Below are 24457 nucleotides of genomic sequence, written 5' to 3'. Positions count from 1 at the left end.
CAAATGGAAGTGCTTGCCTATCTGATCCCGATTTCCCTGTTTCTGGGGGGCGTTGGTCTGGTCGCATTTGTCTATACCGTTCGTTCGAACCAGTACGAAGACCCCGAAGGCGATGCGCGCAGAATCCTGAGTGACGAATGGGATGACAAACCCAAACCCTGATCAAACGCCCGATATGGGCAGAGTTGATCCAACTGCCCTTGAAATTGCCGCAATGCCCGGCTATGTCCGGCCCATCCGCTAGCAGAGAGACCAAGCCTCATGGCCACCACCAACCCGATCCAGTTCATTCAGCAAGTCCGTGCCGAAGTTTCCAAGGTCGTCTGGCCGACCCGGCGCGAGGTGCTGTTGACCACGGTTATGGTTTTCATCATGGCGGCGCTGACAGCTGTGTTCTTTGCACTGGTTGATCTGGGTATTCGCGGTGGGCTGCAACTGATCCTTGGTGCGTTCAGCTAATCGGCCAAGGCTCCGGAAACGCCGCTGCCCCCTTGCACAGCGCGGAATGTCAGAGTAGTTCACACGGGACTATTCGGAATGGGCGTGTGGCGATTCGGGCTGCGCGCCGCTTTTTATTCCGGATGACGTGACAGGATTTCAATGACGGGTGCGTCCGGCAAGCGCGATGCCCCGAAGATAAACAAGGACGACAGGTTCATGGCGAAACGGTGGTACTCGGTCAGCGTTCTTTCGAATTTCGAAAAGAAGATCGCAGAGCAGATCCGCACGTCGGTGGCCGAGCAGGGCCTTGAGGACGATATCGACGAAGTACTGGTGCCCACAGAAGAGGTGATCGAAGTGCGCCGCGGCAAGAAGGTCACGACCGAACGCCGCTTCATGCCCGGCTATGTACTGGTACACATGGAAATGTCGGATCAGGGCTATCACCTGATCAACTCGATCAACCGCGTCACCGGATTCCTCGGCCCGCAAGGCCGCCCGATGCCGATGCGCGACGCCGAGGTGAACCAGATCCTCAACCGCGTTCAGGAAGGTGAAGAAGCGCCCAAGCTGATGATCACCTTCGAAGTTGGCGAGAAGGTCAAGGTCAACGATGGCCCGTTCGAGGATTTCGATGGCATGGTCGAGGGCGTGGACGACGAGAACCAGAAGCTGAAGGTTTCGGTCTCGATCTTTGGCCGCGAGACGCCGGTCGAGCTGGACTTTACGCAGGTGACCAAGCAGAGCTAAGGGTTTTTCCCATTTGTTTTCAACGCCGCGTTGCCATATGCAACGCGGCGTTTTTGTTTTGGCGAAACCAATTTTCGAACTTGCGGCTCAAGTGCAGGGAACAGCCTTTGCTACGGTCGACCCGGAATAAGCTCCTGCTGTTGAAGAACAGTCAGGATGTCGAGAATTGTGGAGGGGCTGACATCGACGGAACCGTCCAGAAAAACGCCAAGACCCCCCTCTCCGATCTCACGCGGACCGCCTTTGTCGTAGGCTGGATCAAGTGACGCGAGCTCTGGCGGGAGTTCAGGGCATAAAGGGGTTTCGTTCAGGACAAGATCCACCGCAGCCAACATCAACTCTTTTACAGAGTCCAAAGTGTCGTCTTGCAGCAATTGCTCGCGTTGTTCTTCGGGGGCCGTGAGTGTCAGATCAATCAGCTTGAAATAGGCGCAGTTTTCACGAAGCTCTACAGTCGCTTCGGTAGACATCTTGGCCAAGATGGCTCTTTTTTGTTCACCGCGCTGAAAGTCGCGCTCGGTGGTGCGGCTGCATTCGAAGATCGTGACAGTTACATCGCCATCCAGATCTATCACATCCCTTTCGGCTTCAAAGCGCAAGTCATCGAGCCGCACTTGTAGACCGCAATTGTCGACGATCGCATTGTCTGCCAACTGCTCAGGCACAATTTTCTGAATTTCGCGCAGATCGAGAAGGGCGCCAACCCCGATCCGAGTAGGAGCAGCAGCAGTGAGGTTCAGATCAAGCGTGTATGGCAACTCTGTATCGCGAACGGGTAGTGTCGCGTCTATGACAAAATCCACCTGTTGTGCCCCGGGTGCCCGGGCGCCCAGAACTGCCGCCATAACGGCCGGGAGAATAAACCAAAGTCTCATTCCGCAAACTCCAGCACGCCAAGTTCTTTCAACCCTGCAAGGACTTTGACTATTGTCTCGGCACTTACATCGGCCGATCCGACAACAGCGGCCCCCATTCCTCCGGGCGCAATTTCGCGCGTTCCACCGGACTCGTAAATCGGATCAAGAACAGAGAACTCTTCAGGTAGAGGCGGACAAACCGGATTGTCCGCCAAAAACGCGCCACCCTTTTCAAGCACCGCTTCGTTGATGTGGTTGGTCAGGCCGAAAAGGTTGGTAACGGCTCCGATGAAACCGCGCGGGCTGAGGTCCGCGCTTTCGATGCTGAATGTAAGGCATTGGCCCTTAACTTCTGCCTTGGCGACAGCAATCGCATCCACGGTAGCCCCGAAATACTGAAAGCCGCGCTGTTCATTCCGTTTGCACCGCGTGAATTGGGCACGGGCTGAACCCTCAACCTTTACGGTTTCACCTATGGCGGTGACATCTCGGATCTCAAGGTAGATCTGGCGTTTGCAGGTTTCTTCCAACGGGCCAGTCAGAATCTGGGGGGCCTTTTCCTGCAATCCACGCAAATCCATGAATGCGCGCAATCGCAGACGGGTTGGGCTGGATTCCTCTAGGCCGCCGTAGACGGTGAAGGGCACGGGAATGTCACGAAGTGGAACTTCCTTGGTCAATTTGACTTGAAAGCGACCGGCATAGGTGGCGGGATCGATTCCTGCCGTGTTGAGCGAAGAGGCGTTCTGGGACACTTCGGTTTGGGTAACTGTCTCGGACACTGCACCCTGATCTTGCGCTTTGCTGCCGCATCCGGGCAACATTGCAAAAAGAACGCAAATAAATAGCCCCTTGTTTAGTCGAGATGGTGCCATCCCAGACCGTCCCTTCTGTAACAAAACTGCCTAAAGATACCCGTCAGCGGTTCTTAATCAATATAAGTATCTGAATTTCTTTTTTCTTCGAAGGCAAGTACAGGCGTTTGCGTCAGATCAGAGCAAAAAGGTTGATCATTGGTTTTACCGACCTCTTTCCAACGTCTCCGGTCCGGTATCTTTGTCGATGTCATGGCCGTCAGAAAACCTCTCTGGCAGAAAGAAGCTTGGATCAACCTGAGCTCTGCTTAGTGCGCCAAGCTAAGGGCAAATGCAAAACGCCGCGAAGCTACAGGCTTCGCGACGTTCTTTGATACAGACTTTCAGATTATAAGTCTTTGCTCAATCGGACTATTGCGCCTGAACCATGGCAGCTCGCAGCAGTTGCGGACGGTCGGTCTGGGACGGCAAGAACACAGCTTGCGACCCGGCGTCGAGTGCCGAAAGGCTCGCGTCATACCACTGCATCGCAAGATCGCGGCGCTCCTGCACGCCGAAGCCTTCGCGCAGGTGGTGACCAATCAACTCACCATAGGCGGGTTCACCCATTGCCACCAACATCAGAGCTGATCCAACCGCGGAATCCATGTTGTCCTGACGGTAGCCAATCGCTAGGCAAACCTTGCTTGTTGCGGCAAGATCTTCGGGGCTTAGCCCGGAGTCCAGCGCAAGTTTGCGCATCTGAGTTTCTGCCTCTGTTTTCGAACTGATCGACAGGGCGTCAACCTGTGGCGCCAACATTTCACCATACGAGTCGCATTGGGCACTGACCTGATCCGGCGTCAGACCCTGAATGTCCTGCATCAGATCTTCGCCGCGCGCCATCGCGTAACTGCGTGCAAGGCAGAACTGCTCGCTGAGCGCAAAGTCAGGATCGGACATGTTCGACAGGGTTGTGTAGCCGCCATTGGTTGATGTTTGCAGCATCACACCGCTGCAGCGATTGGCCAGCGACGGACCTCCGGTACCTCCGGTACCGCCGGAAAACAGGCTGGGCAGGCTGGCAGACATTGTTTCAGTAACGTCCGGTTCCAGCTCGACCTCCTGAGGCGTAGCAACAGGTACGGCTGGCGCCGGGGCTTGGGGGGCCACAGCCACGGCAGACCCTGTGTGTACTTGGCGGCGATATGCCATCAATAGCGGTTGGCCGGAAAGCTGGGTGGCCGTCTGTCCACCGCTTGTCGCCCAATAATAGGCCTGCATCAGAAAGTCGTACTGATAGGGCTGAAAATCATAGCCATTGACAGGATAGCCCATCGAGGCCTGATAGCGTTCGATCGCCGACCGGGTGCCGCGACCGACCTGGCCATCGACCCGTCCGGCATTGTATCCGAAATAATTGAGCGCGGTCTGGGTTTGCGCGCCTTGTGTGGTCGATGGAATGCCCGACCGATAAGTCCGATTTGTTGTGGTCGTTGAGCGCGACTTTTTCCTTTGTTGGTCTTTGCCGATTGCGTAACCAACAACCCCGCCGACAACGGCACCGCCGAGAAAATCACCTGCGTCAGCCCGCGCGGTCTGGGGGGCTGTCAAAGCAAGGGAAACAGCGATGCCAAGAGTCAAGATTAAACGAATGATCATAATCAACCTCCACCAAAAATCACTATTTTAACTGAGTATAGCACAGCCTTGGATTTTGTTGCCGTACAGGCGCAAACATCTGCCTGATGAGCGGCGTATCGCTGGATTCTGCTGCGTTATTATATTGTTAAAGCCGCGCTCCACCGCACCGATCTTGGTCGGGATACTTTTTGTCGGCGATAAGCCTGCCGGAGTTCGATTCGATATCTCCGGATTGGGGCACCAAACGCTTGCCAACCCCACCATTCCCCTATAAACGCCGCCTCTATCGTCTTCGGGCGAGATTCTCTCGTGGGAGGTTGCTGGGATCGCGATCCCGGATCGGACCACGCAACATAGTCTGGGTGAAACGCGTTTCACCTTAGTTGAAAGGAAAACCAAATGGCCAAGAAGCTTGCTGGTAAGATGAAACTGCAGGTTCCTGCAGGTCAGGCGAACCCGTCGCCGCCAGTTGGTCCGGCGCTGGGTCAGCGCGGCATCAACATCATGGAATTCTGCAAGGCGTTCAACGCCAAGACCGCAGACATGGAGCCCGGCGCTCCGTGCCCGACTGTGATCACCTACTATCAGGACAAGTCCTTCACCATGGACATCAAGACGCCGCCCGCGTCTTACTACCTGAAAAAAGCAGCTGGTCTGAAGCCAGTCGGCAAGCGTAACCGCCCCCGTGGCGCGGAAAACCCCGGTCGTGAGACCGTGGCAACCGTGACCTCGAAGCAGGTTCGTGAAATCGCCGAAGCCAAAATGAAAGATCTGAACGCCAACGACGTTGAAGGCGCAATGCAGATCATCCTGGGCTCGGCCCGCTCTATGGGCATCGAGGTGAAGTAAGATGGCAAAACTCGGTAAACGTACCCGCGCTGCGCGCGAAGCTGTCGCTGGCAAGGAAAACCTGTCGGTGGACGAAGCAGTTGCCCTGGTCAAAGCCAACGCAACCTCGAAATTCGACGAGACCATCGAAATCGCGATGAATCTGGGCGTTGACACCCGTCATGCAGACCAGATGGTTCGCGGCGTTGTCGGCCTGCCCAACGGCACCGGTAAAACTATGCGCGTTGCTGTATTTGCACGTGGCCCCAAAGCCGACGAGGCAAAGGAAGCGGGCGCAGATATCGTTGGCGCAGAGGACCTGATGACAACCATCCAGGGCGGCACCATCGAATTCGATCGCTGCATTGCCACCCCGGACATGATGCCGATCGTCGGTCGTCTGGGTAAGGTTCTGGGCCCCCGCAACCTGATGCCGAACCCCAAAGTCGGCACTGTGACCATGGATGTGAAAGCGGCCGTGGAAGCAGCCAAGGGCGGTGAAGTTCAGTTCAAAGCTGAAAAAGGCGGCGTTGTGCACGCCGGTGTTGGCAAAGCGTCCTTCGACGAAGCCAAGCTGGTCGAGAACGTTCGTGCATTCGTTTCGGCTGTGGCCAAAGCCAAGCCGTCGGGCGCCAAAGGCACCTACATGAAGAAAATCGCGCTGAGCTCGACCATGGGCCCCGGCGTAACTGTCGATGTTGCAGAGGCTTCGGGCGAATAAGCCTGACTGCATGTCGTTAGGAATTGACCCGGGTGGTGCAAACCACCCGGGTTCTTTTTTGTGAAGCTTACAGAAACGCTTGCTTCAAACGCGTCTCCAGCCTGTCGCGTTTGCGTTCTTCAAACGGGCTGCAGGTGAAATCCGTCTGCCAAAGGCGTAACCAGTCTTTCAACAGGCGACCGCGAAGACAGCAGTCGAGGATGTCGACGTCTATCGGATGGCGGTAGAGCCGAAAAAACATCTCTTTGTTTGTTTTGAGAATGCCGCTTCGATCAACATCATGGGCGTTGCCCTCGCGGAAGATATCGGCTTTGAGGAAATCCACGATGTCGTATACGGCCAACTTGTCCCGGGCCTCGGTAAAATCCAGACCGATTGTGGTGCCCTGACCCATGATCAGGTTGAGGCCATGAAAATCCCCATGAGAAAACACGCGTATATCCGGCCTGCCGCGGAGGTTTGAGGCTTCGACCAGAAATGCCTCGACCATGGGGCGGCTCATCCGGTCGATGTGGGGCGGGAGCGACGTGACCAGATCGCGGATGCTGTCTGTCATCCATCGTGGCCGAAACGCATAGTTGGTTGGTTTCTGAATGCTGTGAAGATGATGCAGCCAGGACCCTGCGCGGCGATACACCTGTGCGACCTGTTTGTCGTTCGTGCCGTTGTAAATCATATCGACGGCCGTCGGACGGTCGACATATTCGGTGATCATCGCCGCTCCGCAGGGTGACAGAAAGACAGGGCGCACCACCCGCGCCGCTTCGTGCAGTTTGAAATGCTCATAAACCCGATTGAGAGTTTGAAATTCACTGGCCAGACGCCCGGATTCAGGCGAAAGCGTATCGATTTTCAGTGCAAAATCCTGTGACGGTGCTTCGACTTTGAAAACCAGTCGGGTTTCGGGGAAGTCATGCGATCTGTAGACGCAGTGAAGCCCCTTGATGCGTTCGATCATCGCGTGCCGCGCAAACTCGTTGGCAAAACGGGTTGCCATTTCGTATTCTGAAATTGTAAGAGCTGGCATTGTTTTGCAGGACTGCGTGGTTTTTCGTTGCGATGGCGGGACTGACAAGACAAGAGCATAGGTGCTGTGTCAATGGTTCGGACGGCGGCGCAGATGCAGTCCGTCAGCGTGAAACATTGATCTTGTTAGCGTGCAATTTACCCCTTGGAAACCGGTGCCATCTGCCCTAAGTAGGGCTACGGAATAAAGCGTGCGATTCGTCGTGCGCTTTATTTTGTTTCGTCCAAGACGGTGGGTGGTGCCATCCGGCCCCTTAATTCCCTGCCCGAGACGGGTAAGACCAAAGAATTCTGAGGGTCCAACCCTCGGGCGCATTTTGGCCAATCCCGTAACAACGGACCTGAACGCCGGGGTTTCGACCGCGGCAAATATGAGCCGGGATGTCCGACATCCCAAACTTGGAGAGAACTGTGGATAGAGCCCAGAAAGAGAAAGTGGTCGAGGAACTCGGCCAAATCTTCGAAAGCTCTGGCGTCGTAGTGGTTGCTCAGTACGCCGGTCTGACAGTTGCCGAGATGCAGGACCTTCGCGCACGTGCTCGTGACGCGGGTGGTGCCGTGCGTGTTGCCAAGAACAGGCTCGCCAAAATCGCCCTTGAGGGTAAGCCGTGTGCAAGCATGGCCGACCTGCTGACAGGGATGACCGTTCTGACCTATTCCGAGGACCCCGTGGCAGCAGCCAAGGTGGCCGAGGACTTCGCCAAGGAAAACAAGAATTTTGAAATTCTTGGTGGTGCAATGGGTGAGAACGCTCTGGACCGCAATGGCGTCGAAACAGTTTCGAAAATGCCGTCTCGCGAGGAGCTTATTGCTTCGATCGTGGGCTGCATTGGCGCACCTGCTTCGAACATCGCCGGCGCGATTGGCGCACCTGCAAGCAACATCGCAAGCATCCTTTCCACCATCGAAGAGAAGGCGGAAGCTGCGTAAGCGGTTGGCACTGAATGATCTGCGTAGGGTGAATACCCTGACGTTGGAACACACACTGTAAACGGAAAGAGCTGATAAAATGGCTGATCTGAAAGCACTCGCAGAAAGCATCGTGGGTCTGACCCTGCTGGAAGCACAAGAACTGAAAACCATCCTCAAAGACGAATACGGCATCGAGCCCGCAGCTGGCGGCGCCGTAATGGTTGCAGCAGCTGGCGACGCCGGCGGCGCAGCTGAGGAAGAAAAAACCGAATTCGACGTCGTTCTGAAGAACGCCGGTGCTTCGAAAATCAACGTGATCAAAGAAGTTCGCGGCATCACCGGTCTGGGCCTGAAAGAAGCCAAAGAGCTGGTCGAAGCTGGCGGCAAGATCAAAGAAGGCATCGACAAAGCCGAAGCCGAAGAGATCAAAGGCAAGCTGGAAGCAGCTGGCGCCGAGGTCGAACTGGCCTAAGCCCGTTGTCTGGTGCGTCTCTGATGCACCGCAGAATTTGGCTGGGTCCGGAGAAATCCGGGTCCAGCCGAACCTGTCTTAGAAAGGGCCTCATCGACGGGGGCGTTTTCTAAGACACGGTTTTCGGATCGGGAGGCTGCCTTCGGGACGGTGGCCATGAATTGATCCGGACGTGTTGTCTCGATTGTGCAAGATGCCGGGGCCCGACGGTGTCTTTGCCCGCTGAGAACATCGAAAGGTGACATCTGACATGGCTCAAACGTTCCTTGGCCAGAAACGTCTTCGTAAATATTACGGCAAAATCCGCGAAGTTTTGGAAATGCCGAACCTCATTGAGGTGCAGAAATCTTCTTATGATCTTTTCCTGCGCTCCGGCGATGCAGAGCAGCCCACCGACGGCGAAGGCATCAAAGGTGTGTTCCAGTCGGTTTTCCCGATCAAGGATTTCAACGAAACCTCCGTTCTGGAGTTCGTGAAATACGATCTGGAAAAACCCAAATACGACGTCGAAGAGTGCATGCAGCGCGACATGACCTACAGCGCGCCGCTTAAGGTCACCCTGCGTCTGATCGTGTTTGATGTCGATGAGGACACCGGCGCGAAATCGGTCAAAGACATCAAGGAACAGGATGTCTTCATGGGCGACATGCCTTTGATGACCCCGAACGGTACATTCGTCGTGAATGGCACCGAGCGTGTGATCGTATCGCAGATGCACCGTTCACCCGGCGTGTTCTTTGACCACGACAAGGGTAAAACCCATTCTTCGGGTAAACTGCTGTTTGCCTGCCGCATCATCCCGTACCGCGGCAGCTGGCTGGACTTTGAGTTCGACGCCAAAGACATCGTTTATGCCCGTATCGACCGTCGCCGTAAGCTGCCTGTGACAACCCTGCTGTACGCGCTGGGTCTGGACCAGGAAGCAATCATGGACGCGTATTACAACACCGTGTCCTACAAGCTGGACAAGAAGAAAGGCTGGATCACGCCGTTCTTCCCCGAGCGTGTGCGCGGCACCCGCCCGACTTATGACCTGATTGACGCGAAATCCGGTGAAGTGATTGCGGAAGCCGGCAAGAAAGTCACCCCTCGCGCTGTCAAGAAGCTGATCGACGAAGGCAACGTCACCGACCTGCTGGTACCGTTCGACAATATCGTCGGCAAGTTCGTCGCCAAAGATATCATCAACGAAGAAAACGGCGCGATTTACGTCGAAGCCGGTGATGAACTGACCCTGGAATATGACAAGGACGGCGACCTGATCGGCGGCACCGTGAAAGAACTGATCGATGCCGACATCACCGACATCCCGGTTCTGGACATCGACAACGTCAATGTTGGTCCGTACATGCGCAACACCATGGCGCAGGACAAGAACATGGGCCGCGAAAGCGCGCTGATGGACATCTACCGCGTCATGCGTCCGGGCGAGCCGCCCACCGTCGAGGCTGCGTCGGCCCTGTTCGACACTCTGTTCTTCGACAGCGAGCGTTATGACCTGTCCGCCGTTGGCCGTGTGAAGATGAACATGCGTCTGGCTCTGGACGCGCCGGACACCCTGCGCACCCTGCGCCGCGAAGACATCGTGGCCTGCATCAAGGCACTGGTTGAGCTGCGTGACGGCAAAGGCGACGTGGACGATATCGACCACCTCGGCAACCGTCGTGTCCGTTCGGTCGGCGAACTGATGGAAAACCAGTACCGCGTTGGCCTGCTCCGCATGGAGCGCGCGATCAAAGAGCGTATGTCGTCGGTCGAAATCGACACCGTCATGCCGCAAGACCTGATCAACGCGAAACCGGCTGCGGCTGCTGTCCGCGAATTCTTCGGCTCGTCGCAGCTGTCGCAGTTCATGGACCAGACCAACCCGCTGTCCGAGGTTACCCACAAACGCCGCCTCTCGGCGCTTGGCCCCGGTGGTCTGACACGTGAGCGTGCGGGCTTTGAGGTTCGCGACGTACACCCGACCCACTATGGCCGGATGTGCCCGATTGAAACGCCGGAAGGTCCGAACATCGGTCTGATCAACTCGCTGGCCACTTTTGCCCGTGTGAACAAGTATGGCTTCATCGAAACACCCTACCGCGTTGTCAAAGACGCCGAGGTGACCGATGAGGTTCACTACATGTCCGCGACCGAGGAAATGCGTCACACTGTGGCGCAGGCGAACGCGACTCTGGACGCTGATGGCAAGTTCATCAACGATCTGGTGTCGACCCGTCAGGCCGGTGACTACACTCTGGCTCCGCGCGAGAATGTGGACCTGATCGACGTGTCGCCGAAACAGTTGGTCTCGGTCGCTGCATCGCTGATCCCGTTCCTTGAAAATGACGACGCCAACCGCGCTCTGATGGGCTCGAACATGCAACGTCAGGCGGTTCCGCTGCTGCGCGCCGAAGCGCCGCTGGTCGGTACCGGGATCGAAGAAAAGGTTGCGATCGACTCAGGCGCTGCGATTCAGGCGAAACGCGCCGGTATCATCGACCAGGTCGATGCCCAGCGTATCGTTATCCGCGCCACCGAGGATCTGGAACTGGGCGACGCTGGCGTTGACATCTATCGTCTGCGCAAGTTCCAGCGTTCGAACCAGAACACCTGCATCAACCAGCGTCCGCTGATCAAGGTGGGTGACACCGTCCAGAAGGGCGAAGTCATTGCCGACGGTCCGTCGACCGATATGGGTGAACTGGCCCTTGGTAAGAACGTGGTCGTCGCGTTCATGCCGTGGAATGGTTACAACTACGAAGACTCGATCCTGATCTCGGAACGTATCGCGCGTGATGACGTCTTTACCTCGGTCCATATCGAGGAATTCGAAGTCGCCGCCCGTGACACCAAGCTGGGCCCGGAAGAGATCACCCGCGACATCCCGAACGTCGGTGAAGAAGCGCTGCGCAACCTCGACGAGGCGGGCATCGTTTACATCGGCGCGGATGTTGAGCCGGGCGATATTCTGGTCGGCAAGATCACTCCGAAGGGCGAAAGCCCGATGACCCCGGAAGAAAAGCTGCTGCGCGCCATCTTTGGTGAAAAAGCATCTGACGTGCGCGACACCTCGCTGCGCGTGAAGCCGGGTGATTACGGCACGGTCGTTGAGGTCCGCGTCTTCAACCGTCACGGCGTCGAGAAAGACGAGCGTGCGCTGCAGATCGAGCGTGAGGAAGTCGAACGTCTGGCCCGTGACCGGGACGACGAGCTGGCGATCCTTGACCGCAACATCTATGCGCGTCTGCAGGGCCTGATCCTTGGTAAAACCGCAGTCAAAGGCCCGAAAGGCGTAAAGCCTGGCTCGGTGATCACCGAGGAACTGCTGGAAACCCTGACCCGTGGTCAGTGGTGGCAGCTGGCGCTGGAAGGTGAGCAGGACGCACAGATCGTAGAGGCTCTGAACGAGCAGTACGAAGTGCAGAAGCGCGCTCTGGACGCTCGTTTCGAGGACAAGGTCGAGAAGGTCCGCCGTGGCGACGACCTGCCGCCGGGTGTGATGAAGATGGTCAAAGTCTTCATCGCTGTGAAGCGTAAGCTGCAGCCGGGCGACAAGATGGCCGGTCGTCACGGGAACAAAGGTGTGATCTCCAAGGTTGTTCCGATGGAAGACATGCCGTTCCTGGCCGATGGTACTCCGGTTGACTTCTGTCTTAACCCGCTGGGCGTGCCTTCGCGTATGAACGTTGGTCAGATCCTTGAAACCCACATGGGTTGGGCCGCGCGCGGTCTGGGTCTGAACATCGATGAGGCTCTGGGTGAATACCGCCGTTCCGGCGACCTGACCCCGGTGCGCGAAGCGATGAAGCTGGCCTATGGCGAGAATGTCTACGAAGAAGGCATCACTGGTCTGGACGAGGATGGCCTGATCGAGGCTGCGGGCAACGTGACCCGCGGTGTTCCGATCGCAACCCCGGTCTTCGACGGTGCCAAAGAGGCTGACGTCAACGACGCGCTGGTGCGTGCGGGCTTCTCGGAAAGCGGTCAGTCGGTTCTGTTCGACGGTCGTACCGGTGAGCAATTCGCACGTCCGGTGACCGTGGGCATCAAGTACCTGCTGAAACTGCACCACCTTGTGGACGACAAGATCCACGCGCGTTCGACCGGGCCGTACAGCCTGGTTACCCAGCAGCCGCTGGGTGGTAAGGCGCAGTTCGGTGGTCAGCGCTTTGGTGAGATGGAGGTCTGGGCTCTGGAAGCTTACGGCGCCGCCTACACCCTGCAGGAGATGCTCACCGTGAAATCGGATGACGTCGCCGGCCGTACCAAGGTCTATGAGTCGATCGTCAAGGGCGAGGATAACTTTGAAGCGGGCGTACCGGAATCGTTCAACGTTCTGGTTAAAGAAGTCCGTGGCCTCGGCCTGAATATGGAACTCCTGGATGCGGAGGTTGAGGAGTAAGGGCGCTGCCCTTTCTCCCGTCCCCCCTTCCGCAAGATTTGAGGTAACAAATGAACCAGGAAATCACCAACAACCCGTTCAACCCGCTGACGCCCCCGAAGGTTTTCGACGAGATCAAGGTCTCGCTGGCGTCGCCCGAACGGATTCTGTCTTGGTCCTATGGTGAGATCAAGAAACCCGAAACCATCAACTACCGGACGTTCAAGCCCGAGCGTGACGGTCTGTTCTGTGCGCGTATCTTTGGCCCGATCAAAGATTACGAATGTCTGTGCGGCAAATATAAGCGGATGAAATATCGCGGCGTTGTCTGCGAGAAATGCGGTGTGGAAGTCACCCTGCAGAAAGTCCGCCGTGAGCGTATGGGCCACATCGAACTGGCCGCGCCCGTTGCGCATATCTGGTTCCTGAAATCGCTGCCGTCCCGCATCGGTCTGATGCTGGACATGACGCTGCGCGATCTGGAACGCGTTCTGTACTTTGAAAACTATGTCGTCATCGAGCCCGGTCTGACCGACCTGACCTACGGCCAGATGCTGACCGAAGAAGAGTACATGGACGCGCAGGATGCCTATGGCATGGACGCGTTCACCGCGAACATTGGTGCCGAAGCTATCCGTGAGATGCTGGCCCAGATCGATCTGGAAGCCGAAGCTGAGCAGCTGCGCGCTGATCTGGCCGAAGCGACCGGCGAACTGAAGCCTAAGAAGATCATCAAGCGTCTGAAGGTTGTTGAATCCTTCCTTGAGTCGGGCAACCGGCCGGAATGGATGGTGATGACCGTGATCCCGGTCATTCCGCCGGAACTGCGTCCGCTGGTTCCGCTGGATGGCGGCCGTTTTGCGACTTCGGATCTGAACGATCTGTATCGCCGCGTCATCAACCGGAACAACCGTCTGAAGCGTCTGATCGAGCTGCGTGCACCTGACATCATCGTCCGCAACGAAAAGCGGATGCTGCAGGAATCCGTGGACGCTCTGTTCGACAACGGCCGTCGTGGCCGCGTGATCACCGGCGCCAACAAGCGTCCGCTGAAATCGCTGTCGGATATGCTGAAAGGCAAGCAGGGCCGCTTCCGTCAGAACCTTCTGGGTAAGCGCGTCGACTTCTCGGGCCGTTCGGTCATCGTGACCGGTCCGGAACTCAAGCTGCACCAGTGTGGTCTGCCCAAGAAGATGGCGCTGGAGCTGTTCAAGCCGTTCATCTACTCGCGCCTTGAAGCCAAGGGTCTGTCTTCGACCGTCAAACAGGCGAAGAAACTGGTCGAGAAAGAGCGCCCCGAAGTGTGGGATATTCTCGACGAGGTGATCCGCGAACACCCTGTCATGCTGAACCGTGCGCCGACGCTGCACCGTCTTGGCATTCAGGCGTTCGAGCCGGTCCTGATCGAAGGTAAAGCAATCCAGCTGCACCCGCTCGTCTGTTCGGCCTTTAACGCCGACTTCGACGGTGACCAGATGGCCGTTCACGTCCCGCTGAGCCTTGAGGCGCAGCTGGAAGCCCGTGTTCTGATGATGTCGACGAACAACGTTCTGTCGCCTGCAAACGGCGCGCCGATCATCGTTCCGTCGCAGGATATGATCCTGGGTCTGTACTACGTGACCCTGGAACGCGAAGGCATGCCGGGCGAAGGCAAGGTGTTTGGTTCGATCGACGAAGTTCAGCACGCGCTGGATTCCGGCGAAGTGCACCTGCACACCAAGATCACCGCGCGGATCACGCAGATCGACGACGAAGGCAACGAAGTTCAGAAGCGTTACGAGACTACTCCGGGCCGTCTGCGTCTGGGTGCCTTGCTGCCAATGAACAACAAAGCCCCGTTCGAGCTGGTCAACCGCCTGCTGCGGAAGAAAGAAGTGCAGCAGGTGATCGACACCGTCTACCGTTATTGCGGTCAGAAAGAGTCGGTCATCTTCTGTGACCAGATCATGTCGATGGGCTTCAAAGAAGCGTTCAAGGCGGGCATCTCGTTCGGCAAGGACGACATGGTTATCCCGGATGACAAGTGGGGCATCGTCGATGACACCCGCGGTCAGGTGAAGGACTTTGAACAGCAGTACATGGACGGCCTGATCACTCAGGGCGAAAAGTACAACAAGGTTGTCGATGCCTGGTCGAAGTGTAACGACCGCGTGACCGAAGCGATGATGAGCACGATCTCATCTTCGGATCGGGCAGAGGACGGCTCCGAGCAGGAACCGAACTCGGTCTACATGATGGCCCACTCGGGCGCGCGTGGCTCGGTTACTCAGATGAAACAGCTGGGCGGGATGCGTGGCCTTATGGCCAAGCCGAACGGCGACATCATCGAGACGCCGATCATCTCGAACTTTAAAGAAGGTCTGACCGTTCTCGAGTACTTCAACTCGACCCACGGTGCCCGTAAGGGTCTGTCGGATACCGCTCTGAAGACGGCGAACTCGGGTTACCTGACCCGTCGTCTGGTGGACGTGGCGCAGGACTGCATCGTTCGCGAGATCGACTGCGGCACCGAGCGTGCGATTACTGCCGAAGCCGCCGTGAACGACGGTGAGGTTGTAGCCTCGCTGGCCGAACGTGTGCTGGGTCGCGTGGCAGCTGACGATGTTCTGCGTCCGGGCACGGATGAGGTGATCGTTGCCGCTGGTCAGCTGATCGACGAGCGTATGGCCGACACCATCGATGAAGCCGGTGTTGCGTCGATGCGCATCCGTTCGCCTCTGACCTGTGAATCCGAGGAAGGCGTCTGTGCCACCTGCTACGGTCGTGACCTTGCACGCGGTACCATGGTGAACACAGGTGAAGCTGTCGGCATCATCGCCGCCCAGTCCATCGGTGAACCCGGTACGCAGCTGACGATGCGTACATTCCACATTGGTGGCGTTGCGCAAGGTGGTCAGCAGTCGTTCCAGGAAGCCAGCCAGGACGGTGTCGTTTCCTTCGAGAACCCGCAGATTCTGGTCAATGCCGCAGGCGAAAGCCTGGTCATGGGCCGGAACATGAAGCTGGTGATCAAGGACGAACACGGCGAAGAGCGTGCCAGCCACAAGCTGGGCTACGGCTCCAAGCTGTTCGTCAAGGATGGCACCAAGGTGGCCCGTGGCGACAAGCTGTTCGAGTGGGACCCCTACACCCTGCCGATCATCGCCGAGAAAGCCGGTACCGCGAAATACGTCGACCTTGTTTCGGGCCTTGCTGTCCGCGACGAGACCGACGAAGCAACCGGCATGACCCAGAAGATCGTGATCGACTGGCGCGCGGCCCCGAAAGGCAGCGACCTCAAGCCCGAGATCATTCTGGTCGGCGAAGATGGCGAGCCGGTCCGCAACGATGCGGGCAACCCGGTTCACTATCCGATGTCGGTGGATGCGATCCTGTCGGTCGAAGATGGCCAGACCATCGAAGCCGGTGACGTTGTCGCACGTATCCCGCGCGAAGGTGCCAAGACCAAGGACATCACCGGTGGTCTGCCACGTGTGGCCGAACTGTTCGAAGCCCGCCGTCCGAAAGATCACGCGATCATCGCAGAAGCCGATGGTTACGTGCGCTTTGGCCGCGACTACAAGAACAAGCGCCGCATCAGCATCGAACCGGCTGACGAGTCCATGGAGACCATCGAATACATGGTGCCCAAGGGCAAGCACATCCCGGTCGCCGAAGGGGACTTCATCCAGAAGGGTGAATACCTGATGGACGGCAACCCGGCTCCGCATGACATCCTGTCCATCATGGGTGTCGAAGCGCTGGCGGATTACATGATCGACGAGGTGCAGGACGTCTATCGCCTGCAGGGCGTGAAGATCAACGACAAGCACATCGAGGTCATCGTGCGCCAGATGCTGCAGAAGTGGGAGATCCTGGATTCAGGCGACACCACCCTGCTGAAAGGCGAGCATGTCGACAAGCAGGAGTTCGACGCGGCCAACGAGAAGACCATCGCCCGCGGTGGCCGTCCGGCTCAGGGCGAACCGATCCTCTTGGGGATCACCAAAGCCTCGCTGCAGACGCGTTCGTTTATCTCGGCGGCGTCGTTCCAGGAAACCACCCGCGTGCTGACCGAAGCTTCGGTTCAGGGCAAGAAAGACAAGCTGGTTGGCCTGAAAGAGAACGTCATCGTCGGTCGTCTGATCCCCGCCGGTACCGGTGGTGCAACTCAGGCCGTCCGCCACATCGCGCAGTCGCGTGACAACGTGGTGATCGAAGCCCGCCGGGAAGAGGCCGAAGCGGCCGCTGCCCTGGCCGCGCCGATCATGGAAGACGATCTGGTCGGAGACGAGCTGGACGTTCTGGTGGAAACACCGGAAAGCCGCGAATAAGCCTCGTCTTTAGGAATTGAAAAAGGCCCTGCGATTTCGCGGGGCCTTTTTTTTATGTGCACTTCTGTCAAGGGCGAAAAGTGCTAGCTTCGATTGTTCTCAGTCGAGCGACTGCCCATCGTAGATGATCTCAGGAAGGCGCAGAGCATTGAGACCTTCGACGCAGCCAAGGTTAATGCGATAGTGGCCTGGATTCAGGCGGGTTTCGACGAAAGTGTGAATGCCACATATGCTGCAGAAGTGATGCCGGGCCGTCAGCGAACCGAATTGGTATGTTGAAAGAAAACCTTCTCCCGCCAAAATCTCAATGTCTTCCGGGGGTATCACAGTGGTCGACATCGAAATGCCTTTGCGGGCGCAGATGGAACAGTCGCATCGCATGGCTTCCTTGATCTCAGGGGCTGAGAATGTAAACCGCACAGCACCGCAATGGCAGCTTCCTGCGTGTCTGATCATCTGTACACCTATCATTTGCTCACTTGCAGAGTATTGGTGTTTCGGATTTGCCACTGCAACGGGCGCGACATGCATAACTCGGCTTTGGTCAAAACCGTCCTATACCAACAGAGGTATTGCAACGTCGGATTGACGGCCCAACTATGTCATTCACGCGCCTTTTTACGATCAGTTTACCTGACCACATCCCACAATCGGCACCCCGGACGAGCTGTGGGCGTCTTGGGTGTCAAATGCTTGCAGTTCTTCTATCTGTTGTTTAGCTCTTTCGGTGATTTTCAAATGACTTTGGGCTGACCTATGGGCACTGAAAACAATTCCTTCGAAGACCGCGTAGCGCGGATCAAACAGCGCTCGGAAGAAAATGCAGGCAAGGCTCCTCCGCCCAGAACCGAGAGTGTCTGGCAACGTCTGGGTTATCCTGCCGCGTTTCTCGGTGCTTTTGTATTAGGGATTTTTGCCGTCTTTCTGACCCGCTTTATCCAATATCAATCGGTCGGTATTCCGGTGGCCAGGCAGGTGGACACACAGGACTTTGTCAGCCTTGGCCTTGCAGGCGGAGCCTGTGTGATGGTGATGCTTTTTCTGAAAGGAAAGCTGCGAGAGTTTGCAGGTGCCCTTACCGTCGGAGCGTTGCTGACGACTTTCACCTTTCATAATCTCGTCTGGAAATACCCGGTATTTTTCGAACATGCGTACGGAAAAGACTGGGTGGATTTCGTCAAAGACACGACCGAACCCTCCAGCCTGAATCTGTTCGGCACTATCCTCCCGTTCGGCTGATGGTCAGGGTATCGGTCAATGCGATATTGACATCCACCACCTCTCCTTGGCCAATGCGGGGTGTTTTCTAACCCCGGAGCCCAACGCAGTATGACCCCAAACACCAAAGGTGCTTTGCTGATGATGGGCAGCATGGCGGCATTTACCCTGAATGACACGCTGGTAAAGGTCGCCTTGCAGGACCTGCCCCTGTTTCAGCTGGTGGCCATGCGAGGGTTTTTGGCAGTTGTTCTGGTGTATGTCCTGGCCCGGTCCTTGGGAACGTTGCATCTGAATTTTTCAAGCCATGATAGATGGCTGATTGTTCTGCGATGCTTTGCCGAATTGTCAGCAACGTTCTTTTTTCTCACGGCGCTCAAGAATATGCCGCTTGCCAATGTCACGGCTGTCTTACAGGCACTCCCTCTGACGGTGACATTGGGCGCGGTTTTGGTCTTTTCAGAGCAGGTTGGCTGGCGACGTGCTGTTGCCATTGCCGTCGGTTTCGTCGGGATGTTGCTGATCGTCAGACCCGGACCGGACGGGTTCAGCCTGTATTCCATCTATGCCCTGATTGCAGTGGCTTCGATTACGGTTCGCGATCTTGTCACCCGACGCATGTCTGCAGATGTCCCGTCATTGGTTGTTACGCTGGCGACGTCGGTATCCATCGCCGGGGCGGCAGCGATCGTCTCGGTATTTGAAGGATGGGTTCCGGTCTCGGCGGCGACCGGTTCTTTGGTCACCGCGGCGGCAGTGTTTGTACTTTTGGGCTATTTGTTCAGTGTCATGGTCATGCGCCAGGGGGATGTCGGATTTATCGCCCCGTTTCGATATTCCAGCCTCGTCTGGGCACTTGGACTTGGCTGGGCAGTATTCGACGAATGGCCGGACACTCTGACGACGCTGGGTGTGGTCCTGATCGTGGGTGCCGGATTGTTTACATTGTTCCGGGAGCGCGCGCGTCAGGGCGTTGCGTGAACCCGTCTGACGGTGTCTTGGTCAATAGCGAAACGAGACTGAAACTCGCTCTCCTGTTGTGAGGTCAAAGAGACAAGGTCGACATTCATGTTTCTGGTTCGGGTTGAGTCATTGAACCGGTTCATCCCCCGTACCCACATCGGCGCATCCGGTCGGGTTATGACCGGCATGGCACGATTGATCCGGTTATGGGTGAAGTTCATGACCGTTTTCCGGTTGCCACCCTGCACATAAACTCCAAGCCCGGCTGTCATCAAAGGGCGATGTACGCGTGTGGCCTGAATACCCTCGGTATTGGCACGGGCCAGATAGCCGCAGTTGAAATCAACAGCGACCATGGAACGAGCTTGAAACAAACCACCGCTTTCCCTGACACATCTGCGTAACCGTTCGACAAAATCCACGGCCACGGCGTCATCGTCGTCATGGCGAAACTGCAGGCAGGGTTGATCCGGATCGGTTCGCGCCGAATTCAGGACCTCTTGCATGACCTTTCGGTGTCGTTGCGGCGCCTTTGCGACAATGCGCACCTGCTTCAGGTCAGCGGTCAGATCGTTTAGACGTTCAAATGCAGGTTTGGGCAGACAATCGCCAACCACGATCAACAGGTGGAAATCTTCGTCGGATTGTTTTCTCAAGCCGGGCAGGGCGATGGATTCAAACAAGCGAAACCGTTCTTCCAACCTGTCAGGCTGATAAAGGAATTGCCGACGCTCTTCGACAGAGGCATGCATGGTCTGAAAGCCGCCGATGGCAGGGTAAGAAAACCGGCAAAGACCGATGACCTGCATCTTTTCATCCCTCTGCATACATCGTTTTGACCGTGTCCGGGTCGATGGCGAACCGCGTCAGCAATTCCGTTTCCTGTTCTGGCGTAGGTGTCGATAATTCACTGGTGTCCTTACGTGCGTGGCCCGAGTCGTTGAACCCATGCAGCATTCGAACCCACATCGGCGCGTCCGGATAGCTGACGACGGGCATGAACCGCGCCAGCCTGTTGTGTATCCGGTCAAAGATTGTCCGCTTGCTGCCACCCTGAACATAGATTCCTAACCCAACCCCCAGCAGCGATCGGTAAACCGGTGCCGCCTGAAGCCCAAGCGCATCGCATCGGGCAATGTAGCCATGATTGAAATCTATTCCGAGTGCTTCGCTTTGATGCGCCAGCCCCGCGTTTTCATGAACTGCAGAGCGCAGGTTTTCTATGAAGTCGACCGATATGGCATCGTCGTCGTCATGCCGAAACTGCAGGCAGGGTTTGTCCGGGTCCATGCGGGCAGAATTCAGAACCTCTCGCATTACTCGTTTATGATTTGCAGGGTTTCTTTCGATGATACGGACCTGTTTGATCCCGGCGGTCAAATCCCTTAACCGATCCACGTAAGTCTGGGGCAGGCACGTTCCTGTTAACACCAACATCTCAAAGGCCTCATCCGTCTGGGCGCGAAAGCCGGGCAGGGTGATGGCTTCGAACAGGCGAAAGCGTTTTTCCATCCGGTCAGCGGAATACAGAAATCGCCTCTGATCATCGATGGTCTCGTGGTTCAGCCGAAAGCCGCCAAGCGCGGGATAGGAAAAGCGGCACAGGCCAATCACTTGCATTTGATGTCCATAGGCAGGTATTCAGCGCAACTATGCCTCCGCCGCGTTTTGGTCGCAACGGGGATGGTGGGTTGCGAGGCTATCTGCTACGCCTCGAACCGCTCAGGCCGAGGGCCCCCGGTATAGTGCTGTTGACACTTGGGCCGACTCCCCCTATTACGCGCGACATCTCGGTATCGGGGGCCGCCCCGTAACCGATTCCAGTAATGAGCTGGTCAAGGCCCGGACAATTTTGCAGTTCGCGCCCTCTGAAAACCAACCGCGACGTTCACCTCGGAATGGGAACGTTCGCGGGTTTTGCGCTTGTGGACGCATAAGTGCAGCAAGTTTAACCGCACGCAGCGCGCGTGCATGTCATGTGTGTTGCAAAACGGGGAAGAAACCGGAATGCCAACTATTCAACAGCTGATCCGCAAGCCGCGGCAGCCCAAAGTAAAACGCTCGAAGTCCATGCACCTGGAGCAGTGCCCGCAGAAGCGCGGCGTCTGCACCCGCGTGTACACCACCACACCGAAAAAGCCGAACTCGGCTATGCGTAAGGTTGCCAAGGTGCGCCTGACCAACGGGTTCGAGGTCATCTCGTACATCCCCGGTGAAAGCCACAACCTGCAGGAACACTCGGTTGTTCTGATCCGTGGCGGCCGTGTAAAAGACCTTCCCGGTGTGCGTTACCACATCCTGCGCGGTGTTCTGGATACTCAGGGCGTCAAAGACCGTAAGCAACGTCGTTCGAAATACGGCGCGAAGCGTCCCAAGTAAGAAGGAGAGGCTGATATGTCACGTCGTCACGCCGCCGAAAAACGCGAAGTCCTGCCTGACGCCAAATTTGGCGACAAGGTACTGACGAAATTCATGAACAACCTGATGATCGACGGCAAGAAGTCGGTCGCAGAGCGCATCGTTTACAACGCGTTTGACCGCGTTGAGAACAAGGTAAAGCGCGCACCTGTCGAAGTGTTCCACGAAGCGCTCGACAACATCAAACCGTCGGTCGAGGTTCGCTCGCGTCGGGTTGGTGGTGCAACCTATCAGGTTCCGGTCGAAGTGCGCCCCGAGCGCCGCGAAGCACTGGCCATCCGCTGGCTGATTACTGCTGCGCGTGGCCGTAACGAAAACACCATGGAAGAGCGCCTTGCAGGCGAGCTGCTGGACGCCGTTCAGTCCCGCGGTACTGCCGTCAAGAAACGCGAAGACACCCACAAGATGGCCGAGGCGAACAAAGCCTTCAGCCATTATCGTTGGTAATCCGAGAGGCTTAGACCAATGGCACGCGAATATCCGCTCGAACTGTACCGTAACTTCGGTATCATGGCGCACATCGACGCAGGTAAGACCACCTGCTCGGAGCGTATCCTGTATTACACTGGTAAATCCCACAACATCGGTGAGGTGCACGATGGTGCAGCCACCATGGACTGGATGGAGCAGGAGCAGGAACGCGGCATCACCATCACTTCGGCTGCGACCACCACTTTCTGGGAACGCACCGAGGACGGTCAGACCGCAGAAACTCCAAAGCACCGCCTGAACATCATCGACACCCCCGGCCACGTTGACTTCACCATCGAAGTCGAACGCTCGCTGGCGGTTCTCGACGGTGCCGTCTGCGTTCTGGACGCAAACGCCGGTGTTGAGCCCCAGACCGAAACCGTGTGGCGTCAGGCTGACCGCTACAAGGTTCCGCGTATGGTTTTCGTCAACAAGATGGACAAGATCGGCGCTGACTTCTTCAACTGCGTCAACATGATCGAAGACCGCACCGGCGCACGCGCTGTTCCGGTTGGTATTCCGATCGGCGCCGAGTCCGAGCTGGAAGGCCTGATCGACCTGGTCACCATGGAAGAGTGGCTGTGGCAGGGCGAAGATCTGGGCGCAAGCTGGATCAAAGCTCCGATCCGCGACAGCCTGAAAGACATGGCTGACGAATGGCGCGGCAAGATGATCGAAGCGGCCGTCGAAATGGACGACGACGCGATGATGGAATACCTGGAAGGCAATGAGCCTGACGTTCCGACCCTGCGCGCCCTGCTGCGCAAAGGTACCCTGGAAATCGCGTTCGTTCCGGTTCTGGGTGGTTCGGCGTTCAAGAACAAAGGCGTTCAGCCGCTGCTCAACGCTGTGATCGACTATCTGCCCAGCCCGCTGGACGTTGTTGATTACATGGGCTTCAAACCCGGCGACGAGGAAGAAGTTCGTGACATCGCCCGTCGTGCAGACGACGACATGGCCTTCTCGGGTCTGGCGTTCAAAATCATGAACGACCCCTTCGTTGGCTCGCTGACCTTCACCCGGATCTACTCGGGCACCATGAACAAGGGTGACTCGATCCTGAACTCGACCAAAGGTAAGAAAGAGCGCATCGGTCGTATGATGATGATGCACTCGAACAACCGGGAAGAAATCGAAGAAGCGTTTGCAGGCGACATCATCGCGCTGGCGGGTCTGAAAGACACCACCACCGGTGACACCCTGTGTGATGCGAAGGATCCGGTGGTTCTCGAAACCATGACCTTCCCCGATCCGGTGATCGAGATCGCGGTTGAGCCCAAAACCAAGGGCGACCAAGAGAAGATGTCCCAGGGTCTGGCCCGTCTGGCCGCCGAAGACCCGTCCTTCCGTGTGGAAACCGACTTGGAATCGGGTCAGACCATCATGAAGGGCATGGGCGAACTTCACCTGGACATCCTGGTTGACCGTCTGAAGCGTGAGTTCAAGGTTGAGGCGAACATCGGTGCGCCGCAGGTGGCCTATCGTGAAACCATCTCGATGCCGGTCGAGCACACCTACACCCACAAGAAACAGTCGGGTGGTTCGGGTCAGTTCGCGGAAGTCAAGCTGGAGATCCAGCCGACCGAAGCGGGCGAAGGCTATTCGTTCGAAAGCCGCATCGTTGGTGGTGCCGTTCCGAAGGAATACATCCCCGGTGTTGAAAAAGGCATCAACTCGGTCATGGACAGCGGCCCGCTGGCTGGCTTCCCCGTGATCGACTTCAAGGTTGCCCTGCTGGACGGTAAGTTCCACGACGTTGACTCGAGCGTTCTGGCGTTCGAAATCGCATCGCGGATGTGTATGCGTGAAGGCATGCGCAAAGCTGGCGCGAAACTGCTGGAACCGATCATGAAGGTCGAAGTGATCACCCCGGAAGAATACACCGGCGGTATCATCGGCGACCTGACCTCGCGTCGTGGCCAGGTGTCTGGTCAGGAACCGCGCGGCAACGCGATCGCGATCGACGCGTTTGTTCCGCTGGCGAACATGTTCGGCTACATCAACACTCTGCGTTCGATGTCGTCGGGCCGTGCCCAGTTCACCATGCAGTTCGACCACTACGATCCGGTTCCGCAGAACATCTCGGACGAGATTCAGGCGAAATACGCATAAGCGAAGATTTGAGGGAGCTCCGGTCAGGGGCTCCCTTCATTACCGAAAAAGGAGGCCATCATGGCAAAGGAAAAGTTTGAGCGTACAAAACCGCACGTCAACATCGGCACGATTGGCCACGTTGACCATGGTAAAACGACGCTGACCGCAG

The 24457-nt window shown here is 57.0% G+C and carries 22 protein-coding genes; 15 read left to right on the top strand and 7 right to left on the bottom strand.

Going from position 1 to position 24457, the window contains the following annotated elements; genetic code table 11:
• The first annotated feature begins 3 nt into the window (after positions 1-3).
• The 3 genes from ccoS to nusG all read left to right on the top strand — a co-directional run bounded on the left by ccoS (position 4) and on the right by nusG (position 1191).
• Positions 4-162: a cbb3-type cytochrome oxidase assembly protein CcoS gene (gene ccoS / locus ACR0LF_RS21160; RefSeq protein ID WP_170455067.1), complete on the top strand. Its 159-nt coding sequence runs from the start codon at positions 4-6 to the stop codon at positions 160-162.
• Between the two features lie 99 nt (positions 163-261).
• Positions 262-459: a preprotein translocase subunit SecE gene (secE, locus tag ACR0LF_RS21155; RefSeq protein WP_050605011.1), complete on the top strand. Its 198-nt coding sequence runs from the start codon at positions 262-264 to the stop codon at positions 457-459.
• 198 nt (positions 460-657) lie between these two features.
• Entirely contained in the window at positions 658-1191 is a 534-nt protein-coding gene (nusG, locus tag ACR0LF_RS21150; RefSeq protein ID WP_039539910.1) for a transcription termination/antitermination protein NusG, read from the top strand.
• A 110-nt stretch (positions 1192-1301) separates the two neighbouring features.
• Here the strand turns inward: nusG and ACR0LF_RS21145 are convergent, their stop codons facing one another.
• From ACR0LF_RS21145 to ACR0LF_RS21135, 3 genes are all read right to left on the bottom strand, one after another.
• Positions 1302-2066, bottom strand: a complete 765-nt coding sequence (locus ACR0LF_RS21145) for a hypothetical protein (RefSeq protein WP_480583211.1) — start codon at positions 2064-2066, stop codon at positions 1302-1304.
• Positions 2063-2830, bottom strand: a complete 768-nt coding sequence (locus tag ACR0LF_RS21140) for a hypothetical protein (RefSeq protein WP_480583208.1) — start codon at positions 2828-2830, stop codon at positions 2063-2065. The genes ACR0LF_RS21145 and ACR0LF_RS21140 overlap by 4 nt, the downstream gene beginning before the upstream one ends.
• Positions 2831-3274: 444 nt before the next feature.
• On the bottom strand, positions 3275-4504 hold the full coding sequence (locus ACR0LF_RS21135) for a peptidoglycan-binding domain-containing protein (protein ID WP_480583205.1): 1230 nt from the start codon (positions 4502-4504) through the stop codon (positions 3275-3277).
• A gap of 381 nt (positions 4505-4885) precedes the next feature.
• Here ACR0LF_RS21135 and rplK point away from each other — a divergent pair, with 381 nt between their 5' ends.
• Positions 4886-5335 carry a 50S ribosomal protein L11 gene (rplK, locus tag ACR0LF_RS21130; protein ID WP_480583202.1) on the top strand — a complete coding sequence of 150 codons (450 nt, stop codon included), beginning with the start codon at positions 4886-4888 and terminating at the stop codon, positions 5333-5335.
• Position 5336: 1 nt separating this feature from the next.
• On the top strand, positions 5337-6035 hold the full coding sequence (gene rplA, locus ACR0LF_RS21125) for a 50S ribosomal protein L1 (protein ID WP_480583200.1): 699 nt from the start codon (positions 5337-5339) through the stop codon (positions 6033-6035).
• Between the two features lie 67 nt (positions 6036-6102).
• On the opposite strand, the gene ACR0LF_RS21120 is transcribed toward rplA, so the two are convergent.
• A complete protein-coding gene (locus tag ACR0LF_RS21120; protein WP_480856464.1) occupies positions 6103-7032 on the bottom strand; it encodes a phosphotransferase in 930 nt (309 codons plus the stop codon).
• A 440-nt stretch (positions 7033-7472) separates the two neighbouring features.
• On the opposite strand from ACR0LF_RS21120, the gene rplJ reads away from it, so the two are divergent.
• From rplJ to rpoC, 4 genes are all read left to right on the top strand, one after another.
• Positions 7473-7991, top strand: coding sequence for a 50S ribosomal protein L10 (gene rplJ, locus ACR0LF_RS21115; RefSeq protein ID WP_480583193.1), 519 nt, complete (start codon positions 7473-7475; stop codon positions 7989-7991).
• Positions 7992-8070: 79 nt separating this feature from the next.
• Entirely contained in the window at positions 8071-8445 is a 375-nt protein-coding gene (rplL, locus tag ACR0LF_RS21110) for a 50S ribosomal protein L7/L12 (RefSeq protein WP_480583190.1), read from the top strand.
• A 250-nt stretch (positions 8446-8695) separates the two neighbouring features.
• Entirely contained in the window at positions 8696-12832 is a 4137-nt protein-coding gene (gene rpoB, locus ACR0LF_RS21105; protein ID WP_480583188.1) for a DNA-directed RNA polymerase subunit beta, read from the top strand.
• Positions 12833-12882: 50 nt separating this feature from the next.
• Positions 12883-17124: a DNA-directed RNA polymerase subunit beta' gene (gene rpoC, locus ACR0LF_RS21100; protein WP_480583185.1), complete on the top strand. Its 4242-nt coding sequence runs from the start codon at positions 12883-12885 to the stop codon at positions 17122-17124.
• Positions 17125-17223: 99 nt separating this feature from the next.
• Here rpoC and ACR0LF_RS21095 read toward each other — a convergent pair whose 3' ends face one another.
• On the bottom strand, positions 17224-17580 hold the full coding sequence (locus ACR0LF_RS21095; RefSeq protein ID WP_480583183.1) for a GFA family protein: 357 nt from the start codon (positions 17578-17580) through the stop codon (positions 17224-17226).
• A gap of 300 nt (positions 17581-17880) precedes the next feature.
• On the opposite strand from ACR0LF_RS21095, the gene ACR0LF_RS21090 reads away from it, so the two are divergent.
• Positions 17881-18363 carry a hypothetical protein gene (locus tag ACR0LF_RS21090; protein ID WP_480583180.1) on the top strand — a complete coding sequence of 161 codons (483 nt, stop codon included), beginning with the start codon at positions 17881-17883 and terminating at the stop codon, positions 18361-18363.
• A gap of 90 nt (positions 18364-18453) precedes the next feature.
• Positions 18454-19323 (top strand): DMT family transporter, encoded by an 870-nt coding sequence (locus ACR0LF_RS21085; protein WP_480583177.1) that lies wholly within the window; start codon positions 18454-18456, stop codon positions 19321-19323.
• Here the strand turns inward: ACR0LF_RS21085 and ACR0LF_RS21080 are convergent.
• Positions 19308-20114, bottom strand: a complete 807-nt coding sequence (locus ACR0LF_RS21080; protein ID WP_480583317.1) for a putative rhamnosyl transferase — start codon at positions 20112-20114, stop codon at positions 19308-19310. The two genes, ACR0LF_RS21085 and ACR0LF_RS21080, sit on opposite strands and share 16 nt — an antisense overlap.
• Positions 20115-20118: 4 nt before the next feature.
• Positions 20119-20925: a putative rhamnosyl transferase gene (locus ACR0LF_RS21075; RefSeq protein ID WP_480583174.1), complete on the bottom strand. Its 807-nt coding sequence runs from the start codon at positions 20923-20925 to the stop codon at positions 20119-20121.
• A 387-nt stretch (positions 20926-21312) separates the two neighbouring features.
• Here ACR0LF_RS21075 and rpsL point away from each other — a divergent pair, with 387 nt between their 5' ends.
• The 4 genes from rpsL to ACR0LF_RS21055 all read left to right on the top strand — a co-directional run.
• Positions 21313-21684, top strand: coding sequence for a 30S ribosomal protein S12 (gene rpsL / locus ACR0LF_RS21070; RefSeq protein ID WP_005621086.1), 372 nt, complete (start codon positions 21313-21315; stop codon positions 21682-21684).
• A 15-nt stretch (positions 21685-21699) separates the two neighbouring features.
• Positions 21700-22170 carry a 30S ribosomal protein S7 gene (rpsG, locus tag ACR0LF_RS21065; RefSeq protein WP_010441203.1) on the top strand — a complete coding sequence of 157 codons (471 nt, stop codon included), beginning with the start codon at positions 21700-21702 and terminating at the stop codon, positions 22168-22170.
• A gap of 18 nt (positions 22171-22188) precedes the next feature.
• The gene (fusA, locus tag ACR0LF_RS21060; RefSeq protein ID WP_170328783.1) at positions 22189-24306 is read left to right on the top strand and encodes an elongation factor G; all 2118 of its coding nucleotides are present in this window, start codon (positions 22189-22191) and stop codon (positions 24304-24306) included.
• A gap of 60 nt (positions 24307-24366) precedes the next feature.
• On the top strand, positions 24367-24457 hold a 91-nt coding region (locus ACR0LF_RS21055), incomplete at its 3' end, for a GTP-binding protein (protein WP_215675807.1).

This window comes from Ruegeria sp. E8 (assembly GCF_056533985.1).
Note: the sequence above shows the minus strand (reverse complement) of the source record. Positions and strands in the feature narration are given on the sequence as shown.

Bases quoted from the DNA above. Each gene is read 5' to 3' on its own strand.
- ccoS (WP_170455067.1), top strand. From the start codon at position 4: ATGGAAGTGCTTGCCTATCTGATCCCGATTTCCCTGTTTCTGGGGGGC.
- secE (WP_050605011.1), top strand. From the start codon at position 262: ATGGCCACCACCAACCCGATCCAGTTCATTCAGCAAGTCCGTGCCGAA.
- nusG (WP_039539910.1), top strand. From the start codon at position 658: ATGGCGAAACGGTGGTACTCGGTCAGCGTTCTTTCGAATTTCGAAAAG.
- ACR0LF_RS21145 (WP_480583211.1), bottom strand. From the start codon at position 2,066: ATGAGACTTTGGTTTATTCTCCCGGCCGTTATGGCGGCAGTTCTGGGC.
- ACR0LF_RS21135 (WP_480583205.1), bottom strand. From the start codon at position 4,504: ATGATCATTCGTTTAATCTTGACTCTTGGCATCGCTGTTTCCCTTGCT.
- rplK (WP_480583202.1), top strand. From the start codon at position 4,886: ATGGCCAAGAAGCTTGCTGGTAAGATGAAACTGCAGGTTCCTGCAGGT.
- rplA (WP_480583200.1), top strand. From the start codon at position 5,337: ATGGCAAAACTCGGTAAACGTACCCGCGCTGCGCGCGAAGCTGTCGCT.
- ACR0LF_RS21120 (WP_480856464.1), bottom strand. From the start codon at position 7,032: ATGGCAACCCGTTTTGCCAACGAGTTTGCGCGGCACGCGATGATCGAA.
- rplL (WP_480583190.1), top strand. From the start codon at position 8,071: ATGGCTGATCTGAAAGCACTCGCAGAAAGCATCGTGGGTCTGACCCTG.
- rpoB (WP_480583188.1), top strand. From the start codon at position 8,696: ATGGCTCAAACGTTCCTTGGCCAGAAACGTCTTCGTAAATATTACGGC.
- rpoC (WP_480583185.1), top strand. From the start codon at position 12,883: ATGAACCAGGAAATCACCAACAACCCGTTCAACCCGCTGACGCCCCCG.
- ACR0LF_RS21095 (WP_480583183.1), bottom strand. From the start codon at position 17,580: ATGATCAGACACGCAGGAAGCTGCCATTGCGGTGCTGTGCGGTTTACA.
- ACR0LF_RS21090 (WP_480583180.1), top strand. From the start codon at position 17,881: ATGGGCACTGAAAACAATTCCTTCGAAGACCGCGTAGCGCGGATCAAA.
- ACR0LF_RS21085 (WP_480583177.1), top strand. From the start codon at position 18,454: ATGACCCCAAACACCAAAGGTGCTTTGCTGATGATGGGCAGCATGGCG.
- ACR0LF_RS21080 (WP_480583317.1), bottom strand. From the start codon at position 20,114: ATGCAGGTCATCGGTCTTTGCCGGTTTTCTTACCCTGCCATCGGCGGC.
- ACR0LF_RS21075 (WP_480583174.1), bottom strand. From the start codon at position 20,925: ATGCAAGTGATTGGCCTGTGCCGCTTTTCCTATCCCGCGCTTGGCGGC.
- rpsL (WP_005621086.1), top strand. From the start codon at position 21,313: ATGCCAACTATTCAACAGCTGATCCGCAAGCCGCGGCAGCCCAAAGTA.
- rpsG (WP_010441203.1), top strand. From the start codon at position 21,700: ATGTCACGTCGTCACGCCGCCGAAAAACGCGAAGTCCTGCCTGACGCC.
- fusA (WP_170328783.1), top strand. From the start codon at position 22,189: ATGGCACGCGAATATCCGCTCGAACTGTACCGTAACTTCGGTATCATG.